Here is an 18,995-nt window from a genome sequence, read left to right on the forward strand (position 1 = left end):
CACGAACCCAGGGTCAGCCCCAGGTGCAAGGTGTTATCGTTTTGTGATCGAGTCACTGTGCAACAACAAGAGGAGCCGCCACATGGGATTTGCATCGGAGTTCAAAGAGTTCGCGGTCAAGGGCAACGTCATGGACCTCGCGGTCGGGGTCATCATCGGCGGCGCCTTCGGCAAGATCGTCGACTCGGCCGTCAAGGACCTGATCATGCCGCTGGTCGGCAAGGTCGTCGGCGGCTTGGACTTCAGCAACTACTTCGTCAAGCTCTCCGCGACACCGGCGGACTTCAAGGGCCCCGAGACCTACGAAGCCCTGACCAAGGCCGGCGTGCCGCTGTTCGCCTACGGCAACTTCCTGACGATCCTGCTGAACTTCATCATCCTGGCCTTCGTGATCTTCATGATGATCAAGCAGATCAACCGGCTCAAGCGCAGCACGCCCGCGCCGGCGCCCGAGGCACCTGCCGCGCCGCCCGAGGACATCGTGCTGCTGCGCGAGATCCGCGACTCGCTGAAACGTTGAGCAATGCACGACACACGGCCTTCACGGCCGTAAGCAAAGGTTTCGACCGGCCTGCGCGTTAGCTAGTTGGCACGCGGAGGCCCGGCGCTTCCGCCACCCGCCCTTGTCTGGCGGGCTTTGGCGCGATACTTCGCTTCGAACGGTTGTCAATCCCCCTCAAGTGACCGTTCCTAGAGATGAATTCGCCCGACTACCGACTCAATCCGCATCTTGAAGCCGCCCTGCAGCGCGTGCGCACCGCCGCCGAGCAGGCCGCGGAGCGCTGCGCGGAGGGTCTCGGCCTGTCGGCGCTTTCCGCCGGGCAGATCAAGCGCCGCGACGCGCTGCTGTCCGCCCAGTTCCTGTTCCGCAAGCAGCAGGCCAATTTCTCGATCCGCTTCTATCAGAGCCTGCGCGCGCAGGTGGCCGGCGAGCAGACGCAGCAACAGCCCCGCGAGCACGCGCCGGCGGCAAAGAAGAAGGACTGGACCGAGCTCTCGCTGATGGACGACGACGCGGTTGACGCGCTGGTCGCCGCCGATCGCATCGGCCTGGCCATCGGCCATCACAGCGAGTGGGAGCTGCGTGAAGTCGAGTCCTACGTCGGCGGCCTGTCGGCCGGCGGGCGCAACCCGCTGCGGCCCGAGTTGATTGGCCAGGCACTGCTGGAAGGCGTGCAGGCCGTCACCGAAGACAGCCAGGCCCGCGAGACGCTGACCGACGAGCTGACCCGCGCGCTCGCGCAAGAGATGCGCGGCTGCTACGCCGACATCGCCGAGCTGTTCCGCAGCCGCGGCCTGCGCCCGCAGGATCTGCGCGTGCGCGGTTCCGGCGGCCATTCGATGTCTGGCCACAGCCTGCGCGGTGAGCCCGACAGCGGTCATGGCGGCCGCCCTCAGGCGCCAAGTAGCGGTCACGGCAGTTCCGGCTACGGCAGCGGCCACAGTGGCTATGGCTCCGGCGGTGGCAGTGCCCGCGGCGGTCTCGGCCAGGTGGACGCGCAGATGATGGACCTGCTGCGCCGCCTCTCCCAGTTGCCGGCCGGCGGCTACACGCAGCCGGGCGAACTGGGCAGCACGGGCGCGCCCGCCTACGCCGATCCGGGCCGTGGCTGGAGCGAGCCGGGAGACTGGCAATCCGCCCCGCTGCCGCCGAACCTGATCCAACTGCACCGCGACGAATTGCGCCAGGCTTCCACCGGCCGCCTGGACCACATGGTGATCGACGTCGTCGGCAGCCTGTTCGACCAGATCCTCTCCGATAACAAGGTGCCGCCGCAGATGGCGCGCCTGATCGCGCGCCTGCAGTTGCCGGTGCTGCGCGTCGCGCTGGGCGATCCGAGCTTCTTCTCCTCGCGCCGCCATCCGGTGCGCCGCTTCGTCAACCGCATGGCCTCGCTGGCCTGCGCGTTCGACGACTTCTCCGAGAACCCCGGCAAGGACTTCCTCAGCCATGTGCGGGAGCTGGTGCAGGACGTGGCCAACGGCGACTTCGACCGGATGGACGTCTACGAGGCCAAGCTCGACGAGCTGGAGCGCTTCATCGCGACCCAGACCGCGCAGGCGCTGAAGAGCGCCAGCGGCGCTAATGGCGACATCGCCGAGCTGCTGGCCCGCAAGGAAACCGACCTGCGCCTGCAGCAGCGCTATGCCCAGCAGCTGCAGACCTCGTTGGCCGCCGTGCCGATGGACGATTTTCTGCGCGAGTTCCTGGCCCAGATCTGGAGCCAGGCCATCGTGCTCGCCTCGCGCGAATGGTCGGCCGATCGCGCGTTGCACATCCGCCAGCTCGGCCGCGAGCTGGTGATGAGCGTGCAGCCCAAGGGCGGCACCAACGCGCGCAAGGCCTTCCTGGGCGAACTGCCGCAGCTGATGCGCACGCTCAACGACGGGCTGGACCTGATCGCCTGGCCCGAGTCCGCGCGCAAGAGCTTCTTCGGCCTGCTGCTGCCGGCCCACGCCGAATCACTGAAGGGCGCGGCGCCGAGCGCGCTGGAGACCAATCTGCTGGTCAAGCAGCTCGACCAGGTGTTCGGCTGCGCGCCGCCGGCCGAGCAGGATCTCAAGCCCTCCGACGCGCCGATCACCGTGCCCCAGGAGCTCGACCTGGGCGCACGCCTGAGCCCTGCCGAAGCACGCAGCCTGGGCCTCGTCGACGAGGCGGGCGTGGACTGGAACGGCCAGATCGACATCGATCTCGGTGCCGAGTCCCACCCGCCGCTGCAGGCGGTGGACATCAGCATCGATGGCCTGCCCGCCGCCACCGAAGCGCCCGAACCGGCCGAGGGTGAACTGCTGATCGACCATCTGCAGCTCGGCTTCGCCTACCAGATGAACACCGGCGAGGCCTGGAACAAGGTGCGCCTGGCCCACATCAGCGCGGGCCGCAGCTTCTTCATCTTCACCCAGGGCCACAAGCAGCAGGAAACCGTCACGATGACGGCCCGCATGCTCAAGCGCCTCTGCGCCAGCGGCCGCCTGCGCGCCTTCGAGAACGCCTACCTGCTCGAACGGGCAACCGCCCGCGCGCGCAAGCAGCTCGCGGCACTCACCGCGAAGGCCTGATTCAGCCGGCGAGCCGCCGCGCCATCCGGATCGCGGCGCGCATGCTGGACGGGTCGGCCACGCCGGTGCCGGCGATATCGAACGCGGTGCCGTGGTCGGGGCTGGTCCGCACGAAGGGCAGGCCCAAGGTCACGTTGACGCCCTCCTCCACACCGAGGTACTTCACCGCGATCAGGCCGTGGTCGTGGATCATCGAGACGACCAGGTCGAACTCGCCCTGGCGAGCCCGCATGAACACGGTGTCCGGGGCAAAGGGGCCGCGGGCGTCGATGCCCTCGGCTCGCGCCGCCGCCACGGCCGGCACGATGTGATCGATCTCCTCGCTGCCGAACAGGCCGCCCTCGCCCGCATGCGGGTTCAGGCCCGCCACCGCGATGCACGGCTTGGCCGTGCCGAAGCGCTTCATCGCCGCGTCGGCGATGCGCAGCGTCTGCAGCACGCTGTCCTGGTTGATCTGCTCGATCGCCTGACGCAGCGAGCAGTGGATCGTCACCAGCACCGTCTTCAGTTCCTCGTTCGCCAGCATCATCCGCACCGGCGGCATCACGCCGTGGCGCGCGGCCAGCGCCTGCAGCATCTCGGTGTGGCCGGGAAAGCCGATGCCAGCCTCGTACAAGGCCTCCTTGTGGATCGGCGCAGTGACGATGCCGGCGGCCTCGCCGGCCTGCACCGCCTGCACGGCCGCCTCGATGCAGCGTGCCGCCGCGGCGCCGGCAGCGGCGTCGACGCGCCCCAGCGGCAGCGCGGTCAGGCCCGCCGGCAAGCTGTCCGGCTCCCACACGGGCAGGCAGTTCGGCGGCACCGCATCGAGTTCGGCCGGCGAGTCGATGCGTGCCACCGGCAGGCTCAGGCCGAGCCAGCCGATCGCGCGGCGCAGCACCGCGGCGTCGCCGACCACGCAGAGATCGCCGCGCTGCTCGGCCCGCCAGGCCGCGGCAATGATCTCGGGGCCGATGCCGCAGGCATCGCCCATCGTGAGGAGCAGGCGTTGCGTGTTGCTCATGCGGGGTTCGGGATGTCGATGAACTGCTGCGTCAGGCCCAGCGCCTCGGCCGCCTGAGCGGCCACCGCCTGCACGCCGTAGCGCTCGGTCGCATGGTGGCCCGCGGCGATGAAGGCCACGCCGGTCTCGGCCGCGTAGTGCGCCTGCGGCTCGGAGATCTCGCCGGTCACGTAAACGTCCGCACCGGTGGCGATCGCCGCCTCGAAGAAGCCCTGCGCGCCGCCGGTGCACCAGGCCACGCGGCGCAGCGGCCGGCCGTCGCCCGGCACGGCCACGACATCGCGGCCCAGCACACCGCTCATTTGTGACGTTAGCGAGGCGAGCGTCTGCGGCTCCGCCAGCGGGCCGGTGAAGCCCAGGTCCTGGTCACCGAAGCGACCATCGGCCCGCCAACCGAAGCGCCGTCCGAGCTGGGCGTTATTGCCCAGCTCCGGGTGCGCATCCAGCGGCAGGTGGTAGGCGATCAGGTTGATCTCGTGCAGCAGCAGCTTGGCCAGGCGCTGCTTCATCCAGCCGGTGACGCGGCCGTCCTGCCCGCGCCAGAACAGGCCGTGGTGGACCAGGATCGCATCAGCTCCGGCGACGATGGCCGCATCGATCAAGGCCAGGCTCGCGGTGACCCCGCAGACGATGTGCCGAATCTCGCCGCGTCCCTCGACCTGCAAGCCGTTCGGCCCATAATCCTTGAAGCGATGGGCTTCCAGCAGTGTGTCCAGGTGGCGGACCAGTTGAGGCGTCGTCGTCATGTGGGATCGGAGTTCCTGAGTGCGCAGACTATGGCTGATTTTTGCCCAGGCGACCACGGTGGCGCTGGCGGTGGTCTTCGTGCTGCAGACACTGAAGCCCGGCTGGCTGGGCGAGCGCCCTTCCCACCCGCAGATGGTGCAGACCGTGCTGACCAGCGCGCCGCCGCCCGAGCAGGCCGCCAGCGGTGTCGCCCACCCCGGCTACGCCCTCGCCGCCCGCCGCGCGGCACCCGCGGTGGTCTCCATCACCACCAGCAAGCTCGCGCGCTCCCAGGCCGATGAGGAGACCTTGCGGCGCCTGCACCGTGGCATCCTGCCGCGCGACTCGCGCAAGCTGAACCAGGGTCTGGGCTCCGGCGTGATCGTCTCGCCCGACGGCTACCTGCTGACCAACAACCACGTGATCGAGGACGCCGACGACATCGAGGTGCGGCTGACCGACGGCCGCCAGATCCGCGCCACGCTGATCGGCTCGGACCCGGAGACCGACGTCGCCGTGCTCAAGATCAAGCTGGACCGTCTGCCGGTGATCCGCCTGGGCAATGCGGATGCGCTGCAGGTCGGCGATGCGGTGCTGGCCATCGGCAATCCGTTCAACGTGGGCCAGACGGTCACCTCCGGCATCGTCAGCGCGCTGGGCCGCTCGCAGCTGGGCATCAACACCTTCGAGAACTTCATCCAGACCGACGCGGCGATCAACCCGGGCAATTCGGGCGGCGCGCTGGTCGATACCGAGGGCAATCTGATCGGCATCAACACGGCGATCCTGTCGCGCACCGGTGGCTCAAACGGGGTCGGCTTCGCGATCCCGATCACGACGGCGCGCCAGGTGATGGAGGCGCTGCTGCGCGATGGCCAGGTGGAACGCGGATGGATCGGCGTGCAGACCCGCGAGCTGACGCCGGAGTTCGCCGAGGCCTTCAAGCTGCCGGTCAGCGAGGGCGTGCTGGTCAGCGGTGTGCTGGCCGGCGCGCCGGCCGCCAAGGCGGGCGTGAAACCGGGCGACGTGCTGACCAAGATCGGCTCTCGAGCGGTGATGACCCCGGCGGACCTGCTGAGCGCTGTAGCTGCCCTGAATCCGCAGAGCGATGCAGTGGTATCGATCCAGCGCGGGGCGGAGCAGTTGCAGTTGCACCTCACCGTCGGGCTGCGGCCGCACCCCACGGAACCCGAACCGGATTAAGCCGAGGTCGATTCCCCGGTTTCGTCCGGCGCCTTCGAATACTTGACGAAGTAGCCCGCCGCCCACAGGCCCAGCTCGTACAGCAGGCACATCGGGATCGCCAGCGAGAGCTGCGAAACCACGTCAGGCGGTGTCAGCACGGCAGCGACGATGAAGGCCACCACGATGAAATAGCCGCGGAACTCGCGCAGCTTCTCCACCGTGATCAGGCCCATGCGCACGATCACGACGACGATCACCGGCACCTCGAAGGCGGCGCCGAAGGCGATGAACATCGACATCACGAAGCTGAGGTAGGCCTCGATGTCCGGCGCGGCGGTGATGCTCTTGGGCGCGAAGCTCTGGATGAAGGTGAAGACCTTGCCGAACACGAAGAAGTAGCAGAAGGCCACGCCGGCGAAGAACAGCACCGTGCTGGAAATCACCAGCGGCATCACCAGCCGCTTCTCGTGCGAATAAAGGCCCGGCGCCACGAAGGCCCAGACCTGGTAGAGCACATAAGGCAGGGCCACGAAGAAGCCCGCCAGCAGGGTGATCTTCAGCGGCACCATGAAGGGCGAGATCACGTTGGTGGCGATCAGCTTGGAGCCGGCCGGCAGGTGCGCCACCAGCGGCGCGGCCAGCAGGTCGTACAGCGCGCCCGGGCCGGGGAAGAAGGCCAGCACGCCGAAGCAGATCATGACCGCCAATGCCGCGCGCAGCAGACGGTCGCGCAGCTCGATCAGGTGGGAGACGAAAGGCTGCTCGGTGCCGGCGAGTTCGTCGTCGGGCTTCTTGTCATCGCTCATGGGGGAGTTCGATCAGGCTCGCTGGCCCGGCGGCCGGAAGCGCGCGACGCGCGCTGCGCCCGATTGCACGTTGCGTCGCACGCCGTTGTGCTGCTTGTACCACTGCGGCGTGGCACCGCGCTTCAGGCGCCAGTTCTTCTTCGGATGCTTGTAGCTGGGTGCCCAGGCGGAAGCATGGTCGTTCTCGGAGCCGTTCATGCCGTCGGTCGCGTCGGCCCAGGTCTGCTCGAAGGCCTGGCTGGCGCTGTGGATCTCCTGCTGCACGGAACTCGTCATGTCCCGCGCGGCGGTCTCCATCGTGGTCTTCATCTTGTTGAGCTCTTCGAGCTCGATCGAGCGGTTGACCTCCGCCTTGACGTCGGCCACGTAACGCTGCGCCTTGCCCAGCAAGGTACCGACCGTGCGTGCCACACGCGGCAGCCGCTCCGGGCCGATCACGATCAGCGCGACGGCGCCGATCAGCGCCATCTTGTCCAGGCCTAGATCCAGCATCGCGGACGCTCAGCTCAGGACTTGGTCTTCGCGTCGACGTCGACGGTGTTCGGATCGGCCGCGACCTGCTTCGGCGCGTCGCCAGTGGTGCCGTCCTTCATGCCGTCCTTGAAGCCCTTCACCGCGGCGCCCAGGTCAGAACCCACGTTCTTGAGCTTTTTGGTACCGAAAATCATCACCACCACCAAGAGCACGATGAGCCAGTGCCAGATGCTGAAGGAACCCATAGTCTTCTCCTCGAAACGAATCGCCCATTCTAGAGGGCGCATATGTCCATTCCAGGTCGGGCCCCGTCATATGCGGGTCCGACCCCGGCTCTTCAACCCTTGAGCCACGGCCGCGGGCCGCCCATCGCATGCAGGTGCAGGTGGTAGACCTCCTGGCCGCCGTCCGGGCCGGTGTTCATGACCGTCCTGAAACCATTGGTGACGCCGAGCTGCTTCATCAGCTCGGGCACCAGCGCGTTCATGTGGCCCAGCAGCGGCGCGTGCTCGCGGGTGACCTCCGCCATCGTCGCGATATGTTGTTTCGGAATGATGAGAACGTGCACCGGCGCCCAGGGATGGATGTCGTGGAAGACCAGCACCTGCTCGTCCTCGTAGACCTTCTTGGACGGAATCTGGCCTGCGACGATCTTGCAGAACAGGCAGTTGGGGTCGTGGCCGGGTTCGTGGCTCATGTCATTTTTCCTTGCGCTGGGCAAATTCCTGCAGGCCGGACAGGCCCTCGCGGCGGGCCAGTTCGTCCAGCACGTCCTGCGGGCCGAGACCGAAATGGGCCAGGGCCACGAGGCTGTGGAACCACAGATCCGCCGTTTCGTAGACGATCTTCTGGCGCTCGCCATCCTTGGCCGCCATCACCAGCTCGGTGGCTTCCTCGCCCACCTTCTTCAGGATCGTGTCGGTGCCCTTGTCGAACAGCTTGGCCACATAGCTCTGCGCCGGGTCGCCACCCTTGCGGGATTCGATGACCGCCGCGAGCTTCAGCAGGGTGTCGTCGCTCATTTGTAGATGCTCTCCGGATCCTTCAGCACCGGCTCCACCGCCTTCCAGCCGCCGTCTTCCAAGCGCTGGTAGAAGCAGCTGTGGCGGCCGGTGTGGCACGAGATTCCCGGTTCATGGCCGTGCTGGGTGATCTTCATCAGCACGACGTCGTTGTCGCAGTCCAGGCGCAGCTCGTGCACCGTCTGCGTGTGGCCGGACTCCTCGCCCTTGTGCCACAGCTTCTTGCGGGAGCGGCTCCAGTAGACCGCCTCGCCCAACTCGGCCGTGCGGGCCAGCGCCTCGCGGTTCATCCAGGCGAACATCATCACGTCGCCGCTGTCGCGTTCCTGGGCGATGACGGGCACGAGGCCGTCGGCATCCCACTTGATCTCGTCGAGCCAGTTCATAGTGATTTCAGTGTACTCAGCCGATGTGCGTGGGCCCGGTGTGGGCTCTTTCCGCAGCGAACCACTGCAGCACCGGGATCGTGCCCGGCAGCACCGGCTGCTGCTGCACCGGCAGGTTTTCCCAGGCCATCGTCTGCTGCTCGCGCATCTCGAACTCGCCGCTCCACTCGAACACCTTGCAGAAGTGCAGGCGCACGCGGGCGTGCGGATAGTCCATCATCTCGATCTTCCACGGGTGCGCCGCGCCGATCGTGATGCCCAGTTCCTCATGCAGCTCGCGCTTGAGCGCCTGCTCGACCGTCTCGCCGGCTTCCAGCTTGCCGCCCGGGAATTCCCAATAGCCCGCGTAGACCTTGCCCTCCGGCCGCGAGGTCAGCAGGAAGCGCCCTTCCCGCCCGGCCGCATCGCGCTCCACCAGCACGCCGACGGCCACGTCGACCGGCACGCGTTCGACAGCCTCAGACATGGTCCAGCCCCTCCGGCGGCAAGCCGTCTCGGTCGGCGATCGGCGCGGGCGTCTCGGCCACGGTGCCGCGGCCGGCCATATCGCGCGCGAACTGGTAGGCCACACGGCCCGAGCGCGAGCCGCGCTCCAGCGCCCAGACCAGCGCCGGCTGGCGGGCAGCCGCAATGTGCGCCTCGGCCACGCCGAAGAAGCGCAGCCACTGCGCGGTGATCGCCAGGTATTCCTCCTGGCTGAACGGGTAGAAGCTGATCCACAGGCCGAAGCGCTCGGACAGCGAGATCTTCTCCTCCACGGCCTCGCCGGGATGAACCTCGCCGTCCTCGGTGTGCTTGTAGCCGAGGTTGTCCTTCATCTGCTCGGGCAGCAGGTGGCGGCGGTTGCTGGTCGCGTAGATCAGCACGTTGTCGCCGGCCACCGAGACGGAGCCGTCCAGCATCGACTTCAGCGCCTTGTAGCCCAGCTCGCCCTCGTCGAAGCTCAGGTCGTCGCAGAAGATCACGAAGCGCTCGGGCCGCTGCGAGACCAGGTCGACCAAGTCCGGCAGATCGACGAGGTCGCCCTTGTCGACCTCGATCAGGCGCAGGCCACGGCCGGCGAATTCGTTCAGGCAGGCCTTGATCAGCGAGCTCTTGCCAGTGCCGCGGGCGCCGGTGAGCAGCACATTGTTCGCGGGCCGGCCGCTGACGAACTGCTCGGTGTTGCGCAGCAGCTTCTCCTTCTGCGGCTCGACCTCCTTCAGGTCCTGCAGCCGGATGCCGGCGACGTGGCGGACCGGGTCCAGCACATGCCGCCCCAGGCGCTTGCGATAGCGGAACGCGACCGAGGCGCCCCAGTCCGGTTCAGGCATCGCCTGGGGAATGACGGATTCGAGGCGGCCCAGCAGCGCTTCGGCGCGGGCGATCAGGTGTTCGAGGGCGGGCGGCATAGTCCGCCCAGTTTATCGGCCGTGCGTGAGGGCTCAGGCGGCGAGCATTCGCAAGGCGGCATCCAACTGTTCGCTGGGCAGGCGCTTGAAGCCCGAACGCGCATAGCGCTGCAGCCGTCCGATGATGAAGCTGACGAGCACCGAGGCCTTGGAATTGGCGTCCACGGTCGGCGTCGTCGAGCCGCCGGCTTCGGCCGCGGCGCGCAGCACCTGACGCAGCGAGGATTCGATGCGATCGAAGAACTGGTTCATCCGCGCCACCAGGCGCTCGTTCTCGTAGACCAGCGCATCGCCGACCATCACCCGCGTCATGCCGGGATTGCGCTCGCCGAACTGCAGCAGCACGGAGACGATCTTCTGCGCCTGCGCGGCACCATCGCCGTCGCGTTCGACGATCTGGTTGATCAGCGTGAACACGCTGCTCTCGATGAACTCGATCAGGCCCTCGAACATCTGCGCCTTGCTGGCGAAGTGCCGGTACAGCGCCGCCTCGCTGACATCCAGCTTGGCCGCCAGCGCGGCCGTGGTCACGCGCTCCGAGCCGGGCAGCTCCAGCATGCCGGCCAGCGTCTGCAGGATCTGCACGCGGCGCTCGCCGGGGCGCGGCCGTTTGCGCGGCGGTGTGGCGCTACCCCCCTCGGCTTCGACGGCGACGGGCGATTCAGGCAGTTCTTGTGCAGGCATCGGCGTGAGGGGGCGTCGGAGGGATAAGGCTCGCCGATTCTGGCACAGGCCCGATGACACTCCCCAACACCCTCCGGCGCCTCAGTCCCTCAGCCAGCCGAGGCGGCGCGCCTCGTAGATCGCCTCGACCTTCGAGCGCACATGCAGTTTGCGGTAGACGCGCTTGACGTAGGTCATCACCGTGTGCGGCGAGACTTCCATGAAGCGGGCGATCTCGTCGAAGGTGAAGCCCTTGGCCGCCAGGTGCAGCACGCGGGATTCCTGCTCGGATAGCGCGACCACCTCGTCGTCGACGATGAAGGGCGGCTGCTGCGCATGGGTAGGCACCTTGGCCAGCCGGGCCAGCAGGCGCCGCGCGATGAGCGGGCTGATGGGGCTGCCGCCCGCGCGCAGCGCCCGCAACTGGGCCGGGAGATCGAGCGCCAGCGTGTCCTTCAGCAGGTAGCCGGTGGCGCCGGCCTGGATGCTGCTGAGCACATGCGACTCGTCGCCGAACACCGAGATCACCATCACGTCGCATTGCGGCCGGGTGCTCGCCGCGTGGCGGATCAGTTCGACGCCGCTGCCGCCGGGCAGGTCCAGGTCCACCAGCATCACCTCGGGCTGCATCTGGTCGAACATCATCCGGCCCTGCGGCAGGTCGGGCGCGATGCCCAGCAGTTCGATATCGGCCACGCGGGACAGCGCATGATGGAACGCGTCCCGGAAACGGGCCTGGTCCTCGACGATCAAGACGGAGAAGCTGGACATGGGTGCGGCGGTCCGGGATCACCCGCGCCGTCGGCGCCCGCGAGGGGTCAGGTCTTGACCGGAACAGCCGGGCAAACGACCTGAGGGGGTCTGCGGATTCTGCGGTCCGTCCGCCGCCTTGCGGAAAAGTCTGGGACCTAAAACGTGGGATTCACCGGAGCAGCGCGGCGAGCTTGCTGACCCGGCGGCCGACGTAGACGGGTCGTCGTCGCAGGCCCGGATGCGCCGCGCCGCGCGACCAGCGCTGCATCCAGACCGTCTTCATGCCCAGGCCGCGCGCGGCCTTCTGGTGCTCCAGCGTGTCCTCGACCAGGATGCAGCGGGAAGGCATCAGCTTCAGCCGCGCGAGCAGGTGGCGGAACATCCGCGCGTCGGGCTTGGGCCGCAGTTGGCCGAACATCGCCATTTGCTCGACGGCGATCACCGCCTCGAAGCAGCGCTCCATGCCCAGCGCGGCCAGCACGCGGCGCGCGTAGGCCTCCGGCGCGTTGGTCAGCAGGAACTTGCGGCCGGGCAGGCGGCGCAGCGCGGCCAGGTCGTGCGCATGGCCGTGGACCATGGCCTCCAGGTCATCGAAGCGGTGCGTCTCGCGCAGGAAGTGCGCGGAGCTGACCTCGTGGTGCCGCACCAGGCCCAGCATCGTGTTGCCGTAGAGGCGCACGTAGAGCTGGCGCAGCCGGCCGGCCTCCTCGGCGTCGACCCCGACGTGCTCGACCATGTAATCGGCCATCGCCGTGCGCATCTGCGGGAAGATCCGCGCGGACGCGTTGTGCAGCGTGTCGTCAAGGTCGAAGAACCAGACCGGGCCGCCCTTCAACGCGCTCATCAATGCGAGCGGATCATCGTTCCGTAGGCCTGGTCGGACAGGATCTCCAGCAGCATCGCGTGCGGCACGCGGCCGTCGATGATGTGCACCGCCTTCACGCCGCTCTTGGCCGCGTCCAGCGCCCCGGCGATCTTCGGGATCATGCCGCCGCTGATCGTGCCGTCCTCGATCATCTCGTCGATGCGGCGCGGCGTCAGCTCGGTCATCAGCTCGCCTTCCTTGTTCAGCACGCCCTTGATGTTGGTCAGCATCAGCAGCTTCTCGGCCTTCAGCACGGTCGCGAGCTTGGCGGCGACGACGTCGGCGTTGATGTTGTAGCTCTCGTTGTGTTCGCCGAAGCCGATCGGGCTGACGACCGGGATGAACTGGTCGTCCTGCAGCGCCTTCACGACGCTCGGGTCGACGGACACGATGTCGCCGACCTGGCCGATGTCGTGCTCCTTGGCCGGGTCGTCCTTGTCCACCATCTTCAGCTTCTTGGCGCGGATCATCGCGCCGTCGCGGCCGGTCAGGCCCACGGCCTTGCCGCCCACGGCGTTGATCAGGCCGACAACGTCCTGCTGCACCTCGCCGCCGAGCACCCATTCGACGACGCTCATCGTCTCCTCGTCGGTGACGCGCATGCCCTGGATGAAGTGGCCCTTCTTGCCGAGCTTGTTCAGTGCGTCCTCGATCTGCGGGCCGCCGCCGTGCACGACCACCGGGTTCATGCCGACCAGCTTCAGCAGCACCACGTCCTCGGCGAAGTCCTTCTGCAGCTCCGGGTCGGTCATCGCATTGCCGCCGTACTTGATGACGATGGTCTTGCCGTGGAACTCGCGGATGTAGGGCAGGGCCTGCGAGAGGATCTCGGCCTTCTCGCGCGGCGCGATGTGCGAGACGTCGGTCGTGGTCGGGGCGGCGGAGTCGGTCTTCATGGCGTGGGTGGGGTTAGGTTGGTGCTGCGCGATTCTAGGGTTAGCGTTCCAAGCCCATCGCGAGATGGGCTTGGCTGCCGCTGGAAGAAATTCTGCTCGGCAGACAATGGGAGGATGCAAGCAAGTTCCTACCTCAAGCTGTCCGTCCTCGTCGCCCTGCTGACGATCGCGATGAAGACCGCCGCCTGGTGGTGGACCGGCTCGGTCAGCCTGGCCGCGGACGCGCTGGAATCGCTGGTCAACCTGGCCGGTGCGGTGTTCGCCCTGGCCATGTTGACCCTGGCCTCCAAGCCGCCGGACGACAACCATCCGTTCGGCCACCACAAGGCCGAATACTTCTCCGGCGGCTTCGAAGGCGTTCTGATCATGCTGGCCGGCCTGGGCATCGCCTGGGGCGCGGGGCACCGGCTGCTGGCGCCACAGCCGGTCGGCGGTCTCGACATCGGCATCGCGCTGACGGTGCTCAGCTCGGCACTGAACGGCGGCCTCGCCTGGGCCATGCTGCGCAAGGCGCGCGAGCTGGGTTCGGTCGCGCTGGAGGCCGACGCGCGCCACCTGATCACCGACGTCTGGACCTCCGCCGGCGTCGTCGCCGCCCTGATCGGCGTGATGCTGACCGGCTGGCTCTGGCTCGATCCGCTGGTGGCGCTGGCGGTGGCGCTGAACGTGCTGCGCGAAGGCGTGCACCTGGTGCGACGCGCCACCTCGGGCCTGATGGACGAGGCGCTGGACGCCGAGTCGCTGGCCGCCATCGACGCGGCGCTGGCCAGCTTCCGCCAGCGCACGATCCGCTTCGACCACCTCGCCAGCCGCAGCGCCGGCCAGCGCCGCTTCGTCGACCTGCACATGCACATGCCTGCCGACTGGAGCCTGGGCCGCGCGGCCACGGTACGTGACGAGGTCGAGCAGGCGCTGATGAATGCCGTACCGGGGCTGCGTGCGACGATCCAGCTGCTGCCGCTGGGCGTCGAGACCCGCCAGGAGCAACAGCCATGATCGCCGTGCTGCAGCGGGTGCGCAGCGCGCGGGTCGAGGTGGCCGGCGCGACCATCGGGGCGATCGGGCCGGGCCTGCTGATGCTCGTCTGCGCCGAGCCGTCGGACAGCGAGAAGCAGGCCGAGAAGCTCGTCGACAAGGTGCTGAAGCTGCGCATCTTCAGCGACGCGGCCGGCAAGATGAACCTGAGCGTCAAGGACGTTGGCGGCGGCCTGCTGGTCGTCTCGCAGTTCACGCTGGCGGCCGACACCAGCGCCGGCAATCGCCCCAGCTTCACCGGCGCGGCAGGCGCCGAACAGGGCCGGCGGCTGTACGAGCATGTGCTGCGCTACGCGCGGGCGCAGCACCCGGTCGTCGAGTGCGGGGAGTTCGGCGCGGACATGCAGGTGAGCCTCGTCAACGACGGGCCGGTGACGATCCCGATGAAGAGCTAGGGCCTGTTCACGCTACGGCAAGGGGTCGCGTTGTGACCAGAAAGGCCGCAGACAAGGCGCAAACCGCAAGCCGGGCTCGTGCCCGGCGAGGATTTGCAACGCCGGATGCGGTCTTTCTGGTCGCAACCCTTCGGGAAGGCCCGCCAAAGGGCGCCACTCGTCGTTGCAGCCCTTGCCCGCACGCGAGTGCGGGCGGCGTGCCGCGCCTAGATTGGCACCCTTTGGCGGGCCTTCGCGACCCCTTGCAGTAGCGTGAACAGGCCCTAGTCCTCGCCGTAAGGGCCGGCCGCCCGGATGATCGGCGCCCACCGGTGGATCTCCGCGGCGACGAAGCGCTTGTGGCCGGCGCTGGTGAGCCGCGCATCGTTGACCAGCACCGAGCCCAGCGCCTGCTCGCGGCGCATGAAATCCGGGTCGTGCAGCGCCGCCCGCAGCGCCGTGTTGAGCTTCTCGACGACGGCCGGTGGCGTGCCCTTGGGCGCGTACAGGCCGTGCCAGATCGACACCTCGAAGCCTTTGAGGCCCGCCTCCTCCAGCGTCGGCAGCGTCGCGAGCACCGAGCCCGCCAGGCGCTGCCGCGTCGTGACCGCATAGGCGCGCACCTTGCCGGCGTTGATCATCGCCGTCGTGTTGGTGGTCTGGTCGCACAGCAGGTCCACGTTGCCGGCCAGCAGTTCGGCCATCGCCGGCGCCGTGCCCTTGAAGGACACGGTGTTCATGTCCAGCTTTAAGGCCCGCTGGAACAGCACGCCGCACAGGTGCGAGGCCGCGCCGGTGCCCGCATTGGCCAGGTTGATCTTGCCCTTGTTGGCCAGCATCCACTGGCGCAGCTCGGCGAAGCTGCCGGCCGGCAGGCCGGGCCGGCCGATCAGCGTCATCGGCACCTCGGCGATCAGGCCCAGGTATTCGAAGTCGTTCAGCGTGTCGTAGGGGAGGTTGCGGTACAGCGAGGGCGCAGTAGCCATGCCGATGTGGTGCAGCAGCAGCGTGTAGCCATCGGGCGGCGCCTTGGCGACCTTGGTGGCGCCCAAGGTGCCGCCGCCCGGGCCGCCTACGTTGTCCACCAGCACCTCGACGCCCAGCAGCTTCTTCAGCGCATCGGCCAGGTCGCGGGCCACGGTATCGGTCGGCCCGCCGGCCGAGAAGGGCACGACCAGGGTGATCGGGTGATCCGGATAGGCCGCCCGCGCCGGGCCGGCGATGGCCAGCAGCAGGACGAGGAACAGGCGGCAGATCGGGGCGAGGCGCATCGGCGCGATGCTATCCGAGCTTGCTTATGGCCCTATTGCATAAGCTTTCTGCGACTCTGTATTGGACGGGCATGACGCTGATTCCTAGAGTTAGCACCCATCATGACGACGATCAAGCGCACCCTGCCCGCCGCTGTCCTTGCCGCCCTGGCCCTGCTGGCCGCCGCCGGCACCGCCCGCGCCGACAACCTCGCAGCCCCCGCGGCCGAGGCGGCTCTGGCCCACGGCGCGCTGGCCTGGGACGTGCGCGAGCAGCCCGCCGCCGCCCTGCCCGGCGCCCTGCGCATCGACCCCGCCGCGCTGACGGCCTGGCTGGAGCGGCACGACCTGGTCGCGCTGCGCGGTGCCGTCTCGGCCGCCGGCCTGGACCTGTCGCGAGACATCGTCGTCTACGGCGACGCGGGCGATCCGCGCGCGCAGGCATTGGTCGAGTCGCTGCAGGCGTTGAGCCCGGGCCAGGTGCACTGGTTCGTCGGCGGCGCGGCCGAATGGGCGATGTCGGGCCGCGAGCTGCGCGCCACGACCGGCAGCCGCCTGCCCGTGCCGCAATGGCTGGTCAGCCCCGTGGCCGAAGGCCCGAAGACGATGGCCGCCGCGGCGCTGCGTTCGCCGGCACTGGCCGAAGCCGACCAAGCCCTGGTCGCCTCTGCTCGCTGATTCAGATCGCGCGCCGATCCTCGATCACCCGCCCGTCGTTGGGCAGGCTTCCGGCCTCCAGCAGTTCCACCTCGCCGCGCAGCTTCGTCACCTCGCGCAGCGCGGCCGCAATGCGCTCGGCCAGCCCTTCCGGCGGCGCATCAGTCAATTCCACCCGCAGGCACATGCGATCGTTGGCGAGTTCGCCCTCGACCACCAGCCGCGCGCGGCCGATCTCCGGGAAGCGCCTGACGACCTCGGCGACCTGGCCCGCATGCACGAACATGCCGCGCACCTTGGCCGACTGGTCGGCGCGACCCAGCCAGCCGCGGATGCGGGTGTTCGTGCGGCCGCTCGGGCAGGCACCCGGCAGCACGGCGGAGAGGTCGCCGGTGGCGAAGCGGATCAGCGGGTAGTCCGGGTTCAAGGTGCTGACGACGACCTCGCCGACCTCGCCATCCGGCACCGGGTCGCCGGTGCCCGGCCGCACGATCTCCACCAGCACGCCTTCGTCGAGCACCAGGCCTTCGCGCGCGCTGGTTTCGTAAGCGATCAAGCCCAGGTCGGCCGTCGCGTAGCACTGGTAGGCGGAGACGCCGCGGGCGGCAAGCCAGTCGCGTAGCGCCACGGGAAAGGCCTCGCCGCTGACCAGGGCCTTGGTGATCGAACGCACCGACCGGCCCTGCTCCTCCGCCTTCTCGAGCAGGATCTTCAGGAAGCTGGGCGTGCCGACATAGGCCTGCGGCCGCAGGTCGGCGATGGCCTGCAGCTGCAGTTCGGTGTTGCCGACGCCGCCCGGGAACACGGCGCAGCCCAGCGCGGCAGCGGCGCTTTCCATCATCGAGCCGGCCGGTGTCAGGTGGTAGCTGAAGCTGTTGTGCGCCAAGTCGCCGGCGCGGAAACCGGCGGCGAACAGCGCGCGGGCCAGGCGCCAGTAGTCTGTCGCCTCGCCCTCGGGCTCGTAGATCGGCCCGGGTGACTGGAAGACCTTGCGCGCACCGCGCCGGTACACGAGGCCCGCCCAACCGACGGTGGCATGGCCGCCGAAGGGGTCGCCGCCGCTGCCGCGCTGAGCCTGCTGGCGCGCCAGCAGCTCGGGCTTGCGAGTGACCGGCAGGCGCGCCAGCGCGGCGCGGCTGTTGACCTTGGCAGGTTCCACGCCGGCCAGCAGTTCGGCGAAAGCAGGCGCATGGGCCTGCGCGTGCGCGATCTGGCCAGCCAGCGCCTGCAGCAGCGCCTGCTCGCGCTCGGCCGGGTCGCGCGTTTCCAGCGCGTCGTGAAAGTGCGGTGCCATGGTGGTGGCGCTCACGGCGTCTCGTCGGTCCACAGCCCGACGCGGCGCTTGATCTCGTCGTGCAGCCGCCGCACCTCGGCGGCGTTCTTGCAATCGCGCTTCTCCCACTCGGGGCTGCGCGCCGGGCGCTTGACCAGGCGCGCATGCAGGCCCTGCTCGTCCGCACTGAGTTCCAGCACCGGCTGGCCCTGCAGCTCGAACAGGCCCGGCTTGCCGCCGCGCTCGGCCAGCGGCCGCAGGTCGCGCAAGTTGCGCCGCAGCGTCAACAGCGCCTCGTCGGGCTTGAACGGTGGCAGGGCGAAGAAATCGTCGTTGCTCATTGCGGCATTCCTCCTGGCGTCAGGCTAGCCAACGTTTACGGCGCTTGTAGCTCTTCACGTCGCGGAAGCTCTTGCGGTCGCCCCCGCCCATGCCGAGGTAGAACTCCTTGACGTCCTCATTTTCGGCGAGCTGCCTCGCGGCGCCGTCCATCACGACGCGGCCGTTCTCGAGGATGTAGCCGTAGTCGGCGTAGCACAGCGCCATCGTCGTGTTCTGCTCGGCCAGCAGGAAGGTCGTGCCCTCCTTGGCGTTCAGGTCCCGCACGATCTCGAACACCTCCTCGACGATCTGCGGCGCCAGGCCCATCGAGGGCTCGTCCAGCAGCACCATCTTCGGGTTGGCCATCAACGCTCGGCCGATCGCGCACATCTGCTGCTCGCCACCGGAGGTGTAGGCCGCCTGCGAGGAGCGGCGCGTCTTCAGCCGCGGGAAGTAGGCATAGACCTTCTCCAGCGTCTGCGCCACGGCCGCCTTGCCATCGCTGCGCGTGTAGGCCCCGGTGAGCAGGTTCTCCTCGATGCTCAGGTGCGCGAAGCAGTGCCGGCCCTCCATCACCTGGATCACGCCGCGCCGCACCATCTCGGCGGTGCCGAGCTTCTCGACGCGCTCGCCGCGCAGCGCGATCGAACCCTTGGTCACCTCGCCACGCTCGCCCGCCAGCAGGTTGCTGACCGCGCGCAGGGTCGTCGTCTTGCCAGCACCGTTGCCGCCCAGCAGCGCGACGATGCTGCCCTCGCGCACCTGCAGCGACACGCCCTTCAGCACCAGGATCACGTGGTTGTAGATGACCTCGATGCCGTTGACGTCGAGGAGGACGGCGGGCGCATTCAT

24 protein-coding genes are annotated in these 18,995 nt (G+C 68.6%); 6 read left to right on the forward strand and 18 right to left on the reverse strand.

The features are described from left to right. Positions 1–82 precede the first annotated feature (82 nt). Together mscL and SNE35_RS00830 are read left to right on the forward strand one after the other, a co-directional pair. Positions 83–520 carry a large conductance mechanosensitive channel protein MscL gene (mscL, locus tag SNE35_RS00825; protein WP_320420843.1) on the forward strand — a complete coding sequence of 146 codons (438 nt, stop codon included), beginning with the start codon at positions 83–85 and terminating at the stop codon, positions 518–520. 176 nt (positions 521–696) lie between these two features. Continuing rightward, positions 697–3,063, forward strand: coding sequence for a DUF1631 family protein (locus SNE35_RS00830; RefSeq protein ID WP_320420845.1), 2,367 nt, complete (start codon positions 697–699; stop codon positions 3,061–3,063). Between the two features lies 1 nt (position 3,064). On the opposite strand, the gene pdxA is transcribed toward SNE35_RS00830, so the two are convergent. Then, positions 3,065–4,066 carry a 4-hydroxythreonine-4-phosphate dehydrogenase PdxA gene (gene pdxA / locus SNE35_RS00835; protein ID WP_320420846.1) on the reverse strand — a complete coding sequence of 334 codons (1,002 nt, stop codon included), beginning with the start codon at positions 4,064–4,066 and terminating at the stop codon, positions 3,065–3,067. Next, positions 4,063–4,812 carry a Nif3-like dinuclear metal center hexameric protein gene (locus SNE35_RS00840; protein WP_320420847.1) on the reverse strand — a complete coding sequence of 250 codons (750 nt, stop codon included), beginning with the start codon at positions 4,810–4,812 and terminating at the stop codon, positions 4,063–4,065. Before SNE35_RS00840 ends, pdxA begins: the two co-directional genes overlap by 4 nt. A 19-nt stretch (positions 4,813–4,831) precedes the next feature. Between SNE35_RS00840 and SNE35_RS00845 the strand changes: the two genes are divergently transcribed. Beyond that, on the forward strand, positions 4,832–5,995 hold the full coding sequence (locus tag SNE35_RS00845; RefSeq protein WP_320420848.1) for a S1C family serine protease: 1,164 nt from the start codon (positions 4,832–4,834) through the stop codon (positions 5,993–5,995). On the opposite strand, the gene tatC is transcribed toward SNE35_RS00845, so the two are convergent. The 12 genes from tatC to argB all read right to left on the reverse strand — a co-directional run bounded on the left by tatC (position 5,992) and on the right by argB (position 13,233). Continuing rightward, positions 5,992–6,783: a twin-arginine translocase subunit TatC gene (gene tatC / locus SNE35_RS00850; protein ID WP_320420849.1), complete on the reverse strand. Its 792-nt coding sequence runs from the start codon at positions 6,781–6,783 to the stop codon at positions 5,992–5,994. The two genes, SNE35_RS00845 and tatC, sit on opposite strands and share 4 nt — an antisense overlap. 12 nt (positions 6,784–6,795) lie before the next feature. After that, entirely contained in the window at positions 6,796–7,275 is a 480-nt protein-coding gene (gene tatB / locus SNE35_RS00855) for a Sec-independent protein translocase protein TatB (RefSeq protein ID WP_320420850.1), read from the reverse strand. Between the two features lie 14 nt (positions 7,276–7,289). Continuing rightward, positions 7,290–7,502 carry a Sec-independent protein translocase subunit TatA gene (gene tatA / locus SNE35_RS00860; RefSeq protein ID WP_320420851.1) on the reverse strand — a complete coding sequence of 71 codons (213 nt, stop codon included), beginning with the start codon at positions 7,500–7,502 and terminating at the stop codon, positions 7,290–7,292. A gap of 92 nt (positions 7,503–7,594) precedes the next feature. After that, positions 7,595–7,954 (reverse strand): histidine triad nucleotide-binding protein, encoded by a 360-nt coding sequence (locus SNE35_RS00865; protein WP_320420852.1) that lies wholly within the window; start codon positions 7,952–7,954, stop codon positions 7,595–7,597. A gap of 1 nt (position 7,955) precedes the next feature. Then, positions 7,956–8,279 (reverse strand): phosphoribosyl-ATP diphosphatase, encoded by a 324-nt coding sequence (locus SNE35_RS00870; protein ID WP_320420853.1) that lies wholly within the window; start codon positions 8,277–8,279, stop codon positions 7,956–7,958. Beyond that, positions 8,276–8,665 (reverse strand): phosphoribosyl-AMP cyclohydrolase, encoded by a 390-nt coding sequence (gene hisI / locus SNE35_RS00875; protein ID WP_320420854.1) that lies wholly within the window; start codon positions 8,663–8,665, stop codon positions 8,276–8,278. Before hisI ends, SNE35_RS00870 begins: the two co-directional genes overlap by 4 nt. A 16-nt stretch (positions 8,666–8,681) precedes the next feature. Next, entirely contained in the window at positions 8,682–9,131 is a 450-nt protein-coding gene (locus SNE35_RS00880) for an NUDIX domain-containing protein (protein WP_320420856.1), read from the reverse strand. After that, the gene (locus SNE35_RS00885) at positions 9,124–10,056 is read right to left on the reverse strand and encodes an ATP-binding protein (protein ID WP_320420858.1); all 933 of its coding nucleotides are present in this window, start codon (positions 10,054–10,056) and stop codon (positions 9,124–9,126) included. Before SNE35_RS00885 ends, SNE35_RS00880 begins: the two co-directional genes overlap by 8 nt. Before the next feature lie 33 nt (positions 10,057–10,089). After that, entirely contained in the window at positions 10,090–10,740 is a 651-nt protein-coding gene (slmA, locus tag SNE35_RS00890) for a nucleoid occlusion factor SlmA (protein WP_320420860.1), read from the reverse strand. Between the two features lie 81 nt (positions 10,741–10,821). After that, entirely contained in the window at positions 10,822–11,490 is a 669-nt protein-coding gene (locus SNE35_RS00895) for a response regulator transcription factor (protein ID WP_320420861.1), read from the reverse strand. A 151-nt stretch (positions 11,491–11,641) separates the two neighbouring features. After that, the gene (locus SNE35_RS00900) at positions 11,642–12,316 is read right to left on the reverse strand and encodes a pyrimidine 5'-nucleotidase (protein ID WP_320420863.1); all 675 of its coding nucleotides are present in this window, start codon (positions 12,314–12,316) and stop codon (positions 11,642–11,644) included. Then, positions 12,316–13,233 (reverse strand): acetylglutamate kinase, encoded by a 918-nt coding sequence (argB, locus tag SNE35_RS00905; protein WP_320420865.1) that lies wholly within the window; start codon positions 13,231–13,233, stop codon positions 12,316–12,318. Before argB ends, SNE35_RS00900 begins: the two co-directional genes overlap by 1 nt. Positions 13,234–13,347: 114 nt before the next feature. Between argB and SNE35_RS00910 the strand changes: the two genes are divergently transcribed. Beyond that, on the forward strand, positions 13,348–14,229 hold the full coding sequence (locus SNE35_RS00910; RefSeq protein WP_320420866.1) for a cation diffusion facilitator family transporter: 882 nt from the start codon (positions 13,348–13,350) through the stop codon (positions 14,227–14,229). Beyond that, positions 14,226–14,663, forward strand: coding sequence for a D-aminoacyl-tRNA deacylase (dtd, locus tag SNE35_RS00915; protein WP_320420867.1), 438 nt, complete (start codon positions 14,226–14,228; stop codon positions 14,661–14,663). Before SNE35_RS00910 ends, dtd begins: the two co-directional genes overlap by 4 nt. A 263-nt stretch (positions 14,664–14,926) precedes the next feature. Here dtd and SNE35_RS00920 read toward each other — a convergent pair whose 3' ends face one another. After that, positions 14,927–15,913: a tripartite tricarboxylate transporter substrate-binding protein gene (locus SNE35_RS00920; protein ID WP_320420868.1), complete on the reverse strand. Its 987-nt coding sequence runs from the start codon at positions 15,911–15,913 to the stop codon at positions 14,927–14,929. Between the two features lie 102 nt (positions 15,914–16,015). On the opposite strand from SNE35_RS00920, the gene SNE35_RS00925 reads away from it, so the two are divergent. Beyond that, positions 16,016–16,570 (forward strand): hypothetical protein, encoded by a 555-nt coding sequence (locus SNE35_RS00925; protein ID WP_320420869.1) that lies wholly within the window; start codon positions 16,016–16,018, stop codon positions 16,568–16,570. Between the two features lies 1 nt (position 16,571). Here SNE35_RS00925 and SNE35_RS00930 read toward each other — a convergent pair whose 3' ends face one another. Genes SNE35_RS00930 through SNE35_RS00940 form a run of 3 tightly spaced genes read right to left on the reverse strand, consistent with a single transcriptional unit; the run spans position 16,572 to position 18,995 of the window. Beyond that, entirely contained in the window at positions 16,572–17,843 is a 1,272-nt protein-coding gene (locus tag SNE35_RS00930) for a phenylacetate--CoA ligase family protein (protein ID WP_320421590.1), read from the reverse strand. Positions 17,844–17,854: 11 nt separating this feature from the next. Continuing rightward, positions 17,855–18,163, reverse strand: coding sequence for a hypothetical protein (locus tag SNE35_RS00935; protein WP_320420870.1), 309 nt, complete (start codon positions 18,161–18,163; stop codon positions 17,855–17,857). A gap of 19 nt (positions 18,164–18,182) precedes the next feature. Next, complete coding sequence (locus SNE35_RS00940; protein ID WP_320420872.1) at positions 18,183–18,995, reverse strand: ABC transporter ATP-binding protein; 813 nt, start codon at positions 18,993–18,995, stop codon at positions 18,183–18,185.

The organism is Roseateles agri (assembly GCF_034043675.1).
Taxonomy (GTDB): Bacteria; Pseudomonadota; Gammaproteobacteria; order Burkholderiales; family Burkholderiaceae_C; genus KK5.

What these genes read in the sequence shown, in the direction of transcription:
- tatA (WP_320420851.1), bottom strand. Translation starts at nt 7,502, where the DNA reads ATGGGTTCCTTCAGCATCTGGCACTGGCTCATCGTGCTCTTGGTGGTG.
- SNE35_RS00940 (WP_320420872.1), bottom strand. Translation starts at nt 18,995, where the DNA reads ATGAATGCGCCCGCCGTCCTCCTCGACGTCAACGGCATCGAGGTCATC.
- SNE35_RS00885 (WP_320420858.1), bottom strand. Translation starts at nt 10,056, where the DNA reads ATGCCGCCCGCCCTCGAACACCTGATCGCCCGCGCCGAAGCGCTGCTG.
- SNE35_RS00910 (WP_320420866.1), top strand. Translation starts at nt 13,348, where the DNA reads ATGCAAGCAAGTTCCTACCTCAAGCTGTCCGTCCTCGTCGCCCTGCTG.
- slmA (WP_320420860.1), bottom strand. Translation starts at nt 10,740, where the DNA reads ATGCCTGCACAAGAACTGCCTGAATCGCCCGTCGCCGTCGAAGCCGAG.
- SNE35_RS00925 (WP_320420869.1), top strand. Translation starts at nt 16,016, where the DNA reads ATGACGACGATCAAGCGCACCCTGCCCGCCGCTGTCCTTGCCGCCCTG.
- SNE35_RS00935 (WP_320420870.1), bottom strand. Translation starts at nt 18,163, where the DNA reads ATGAGCAACGACGATTTCTTCGCCCTGCCACCGTTCAAGCCCGACGAG.
- SNE35_RS00895 (WP_320420861.1), bottom strand. Translation starts at nt 11,490, where the DNA reads ATGTCCAGCTTCTCCGTCTTGATCGTCGAGGACCAGGCCCGTTTCCGG.
- pdxA (WP_320420846.1), bottom strand. Translation starts at nt 4,066, where the DNA reads ATGAGCAACACGCAACGCCTGCTCCTCACGATGGGCGATGCCTGCGGC.
- argB (WP_320420865.1), bottom strand. Translation starts at nt 13,233, where the DNA reads ATGAAGACCGACTCCGCCGCCCCGACCACGACCGACGTCTCGCACATC.
- SNE35_RS00865 (WP_320420852.1), bottom strand. Translation starts at nt 7,954, where the DNA reads ATGAGCCACGAACCCGGCCACGACCCCAACTGCCTGTTCTGCAAGATC.
- SNE35_RS00840 (WP_320420847.1), bottom strand. Translation starts at nt 4,812, where the DNA reads ATGACGACGACGCCTCAACTGGTCCGCCACCTGGACACACTGCTGGAA.
- tatC (WP_320420849.1), bottom strand. Translation starts at nt 6,783, where the DNA reads ATGAGCGATGACAAGAAGCCCGACGACGAACTCGCCGGCACCGAGCAG.
- SNE35_RS00830 (WP_320420845.1), top strand. Translation starts at nt 697, where the DNA reads ATGAATTCGCCCGACTACCGACTCAATCCGCATCTTGAAGCCGCCCTG.
- SNE35_RS00920 (WP_320420868.1), bottom strand. Translation starts at nt 15,913, where the DNA reads ATGCGCCTCGCCCCGATCTGCCGCCTGTTCCTCGTCCTGCTGCTGGCC.
- SNE35_RS00900 (WP_320420863.1), bottom strand. Translation starts at nt 12,316, where the DNA reads ATGAGCGCGTTGAAGGGCGGCCCGGTCTGGTTCTTCGACCTTGACGAC.
- tatB (WP_320420850.1), bottom strand. Translation starts at nt 7,275, where the DNA reads ATGCTGGATCTAGGCCTGGACAAGATGGCGCTGATCGGCGCCGTCGCG.
- SNE35_RS00870 (WP_320420853.1), bottom strand. Translation starts at nt 8,279, where the DNA reads ATGAGCGACGACACCCTGCTGAAGCTCGCGGCGGTCATCGAATCCCGC.
- hisI (WP_320420854.1), bottom strand. Translation starts at nt 8,665, where the DNA reads ATGAACTGGCTCGACGAGATCAAGTGGGATGCCGACGGCCTCGTGCCC.
- SNE35_RS00930 (WP_320421590.1), bottom strand. Translation starts at nt 17,843, where the DNA reads ATGGCACCGCACTTTCACGACGCGCTGGAAACGCGCGACCCGGCCGAG.
- dtd (WP_320420867.1), top strand. Translation starts at nt 14,226, where the DNA reads ATGATCGCCGTGCTGCAGCGGGTGCGCAGCGCGCGGGTCGAGGTGGCC.
- SNE35_RS00880 (WP_320420856.1), bottom strand. Translation starts at nt 9,131, where the DNA reads ATGTCTGAGGCTGTCGAACGCGTGCCGGTCGACGTGGCCGTCGGCGTG.
- mscL (WP_320420843.1), top strand. Translation starts at nt 83, where the DNA reads ATGGGATTTGCATCGGAGTTCAAAGAGTTCGCGGTCAAGGGCAACGTC.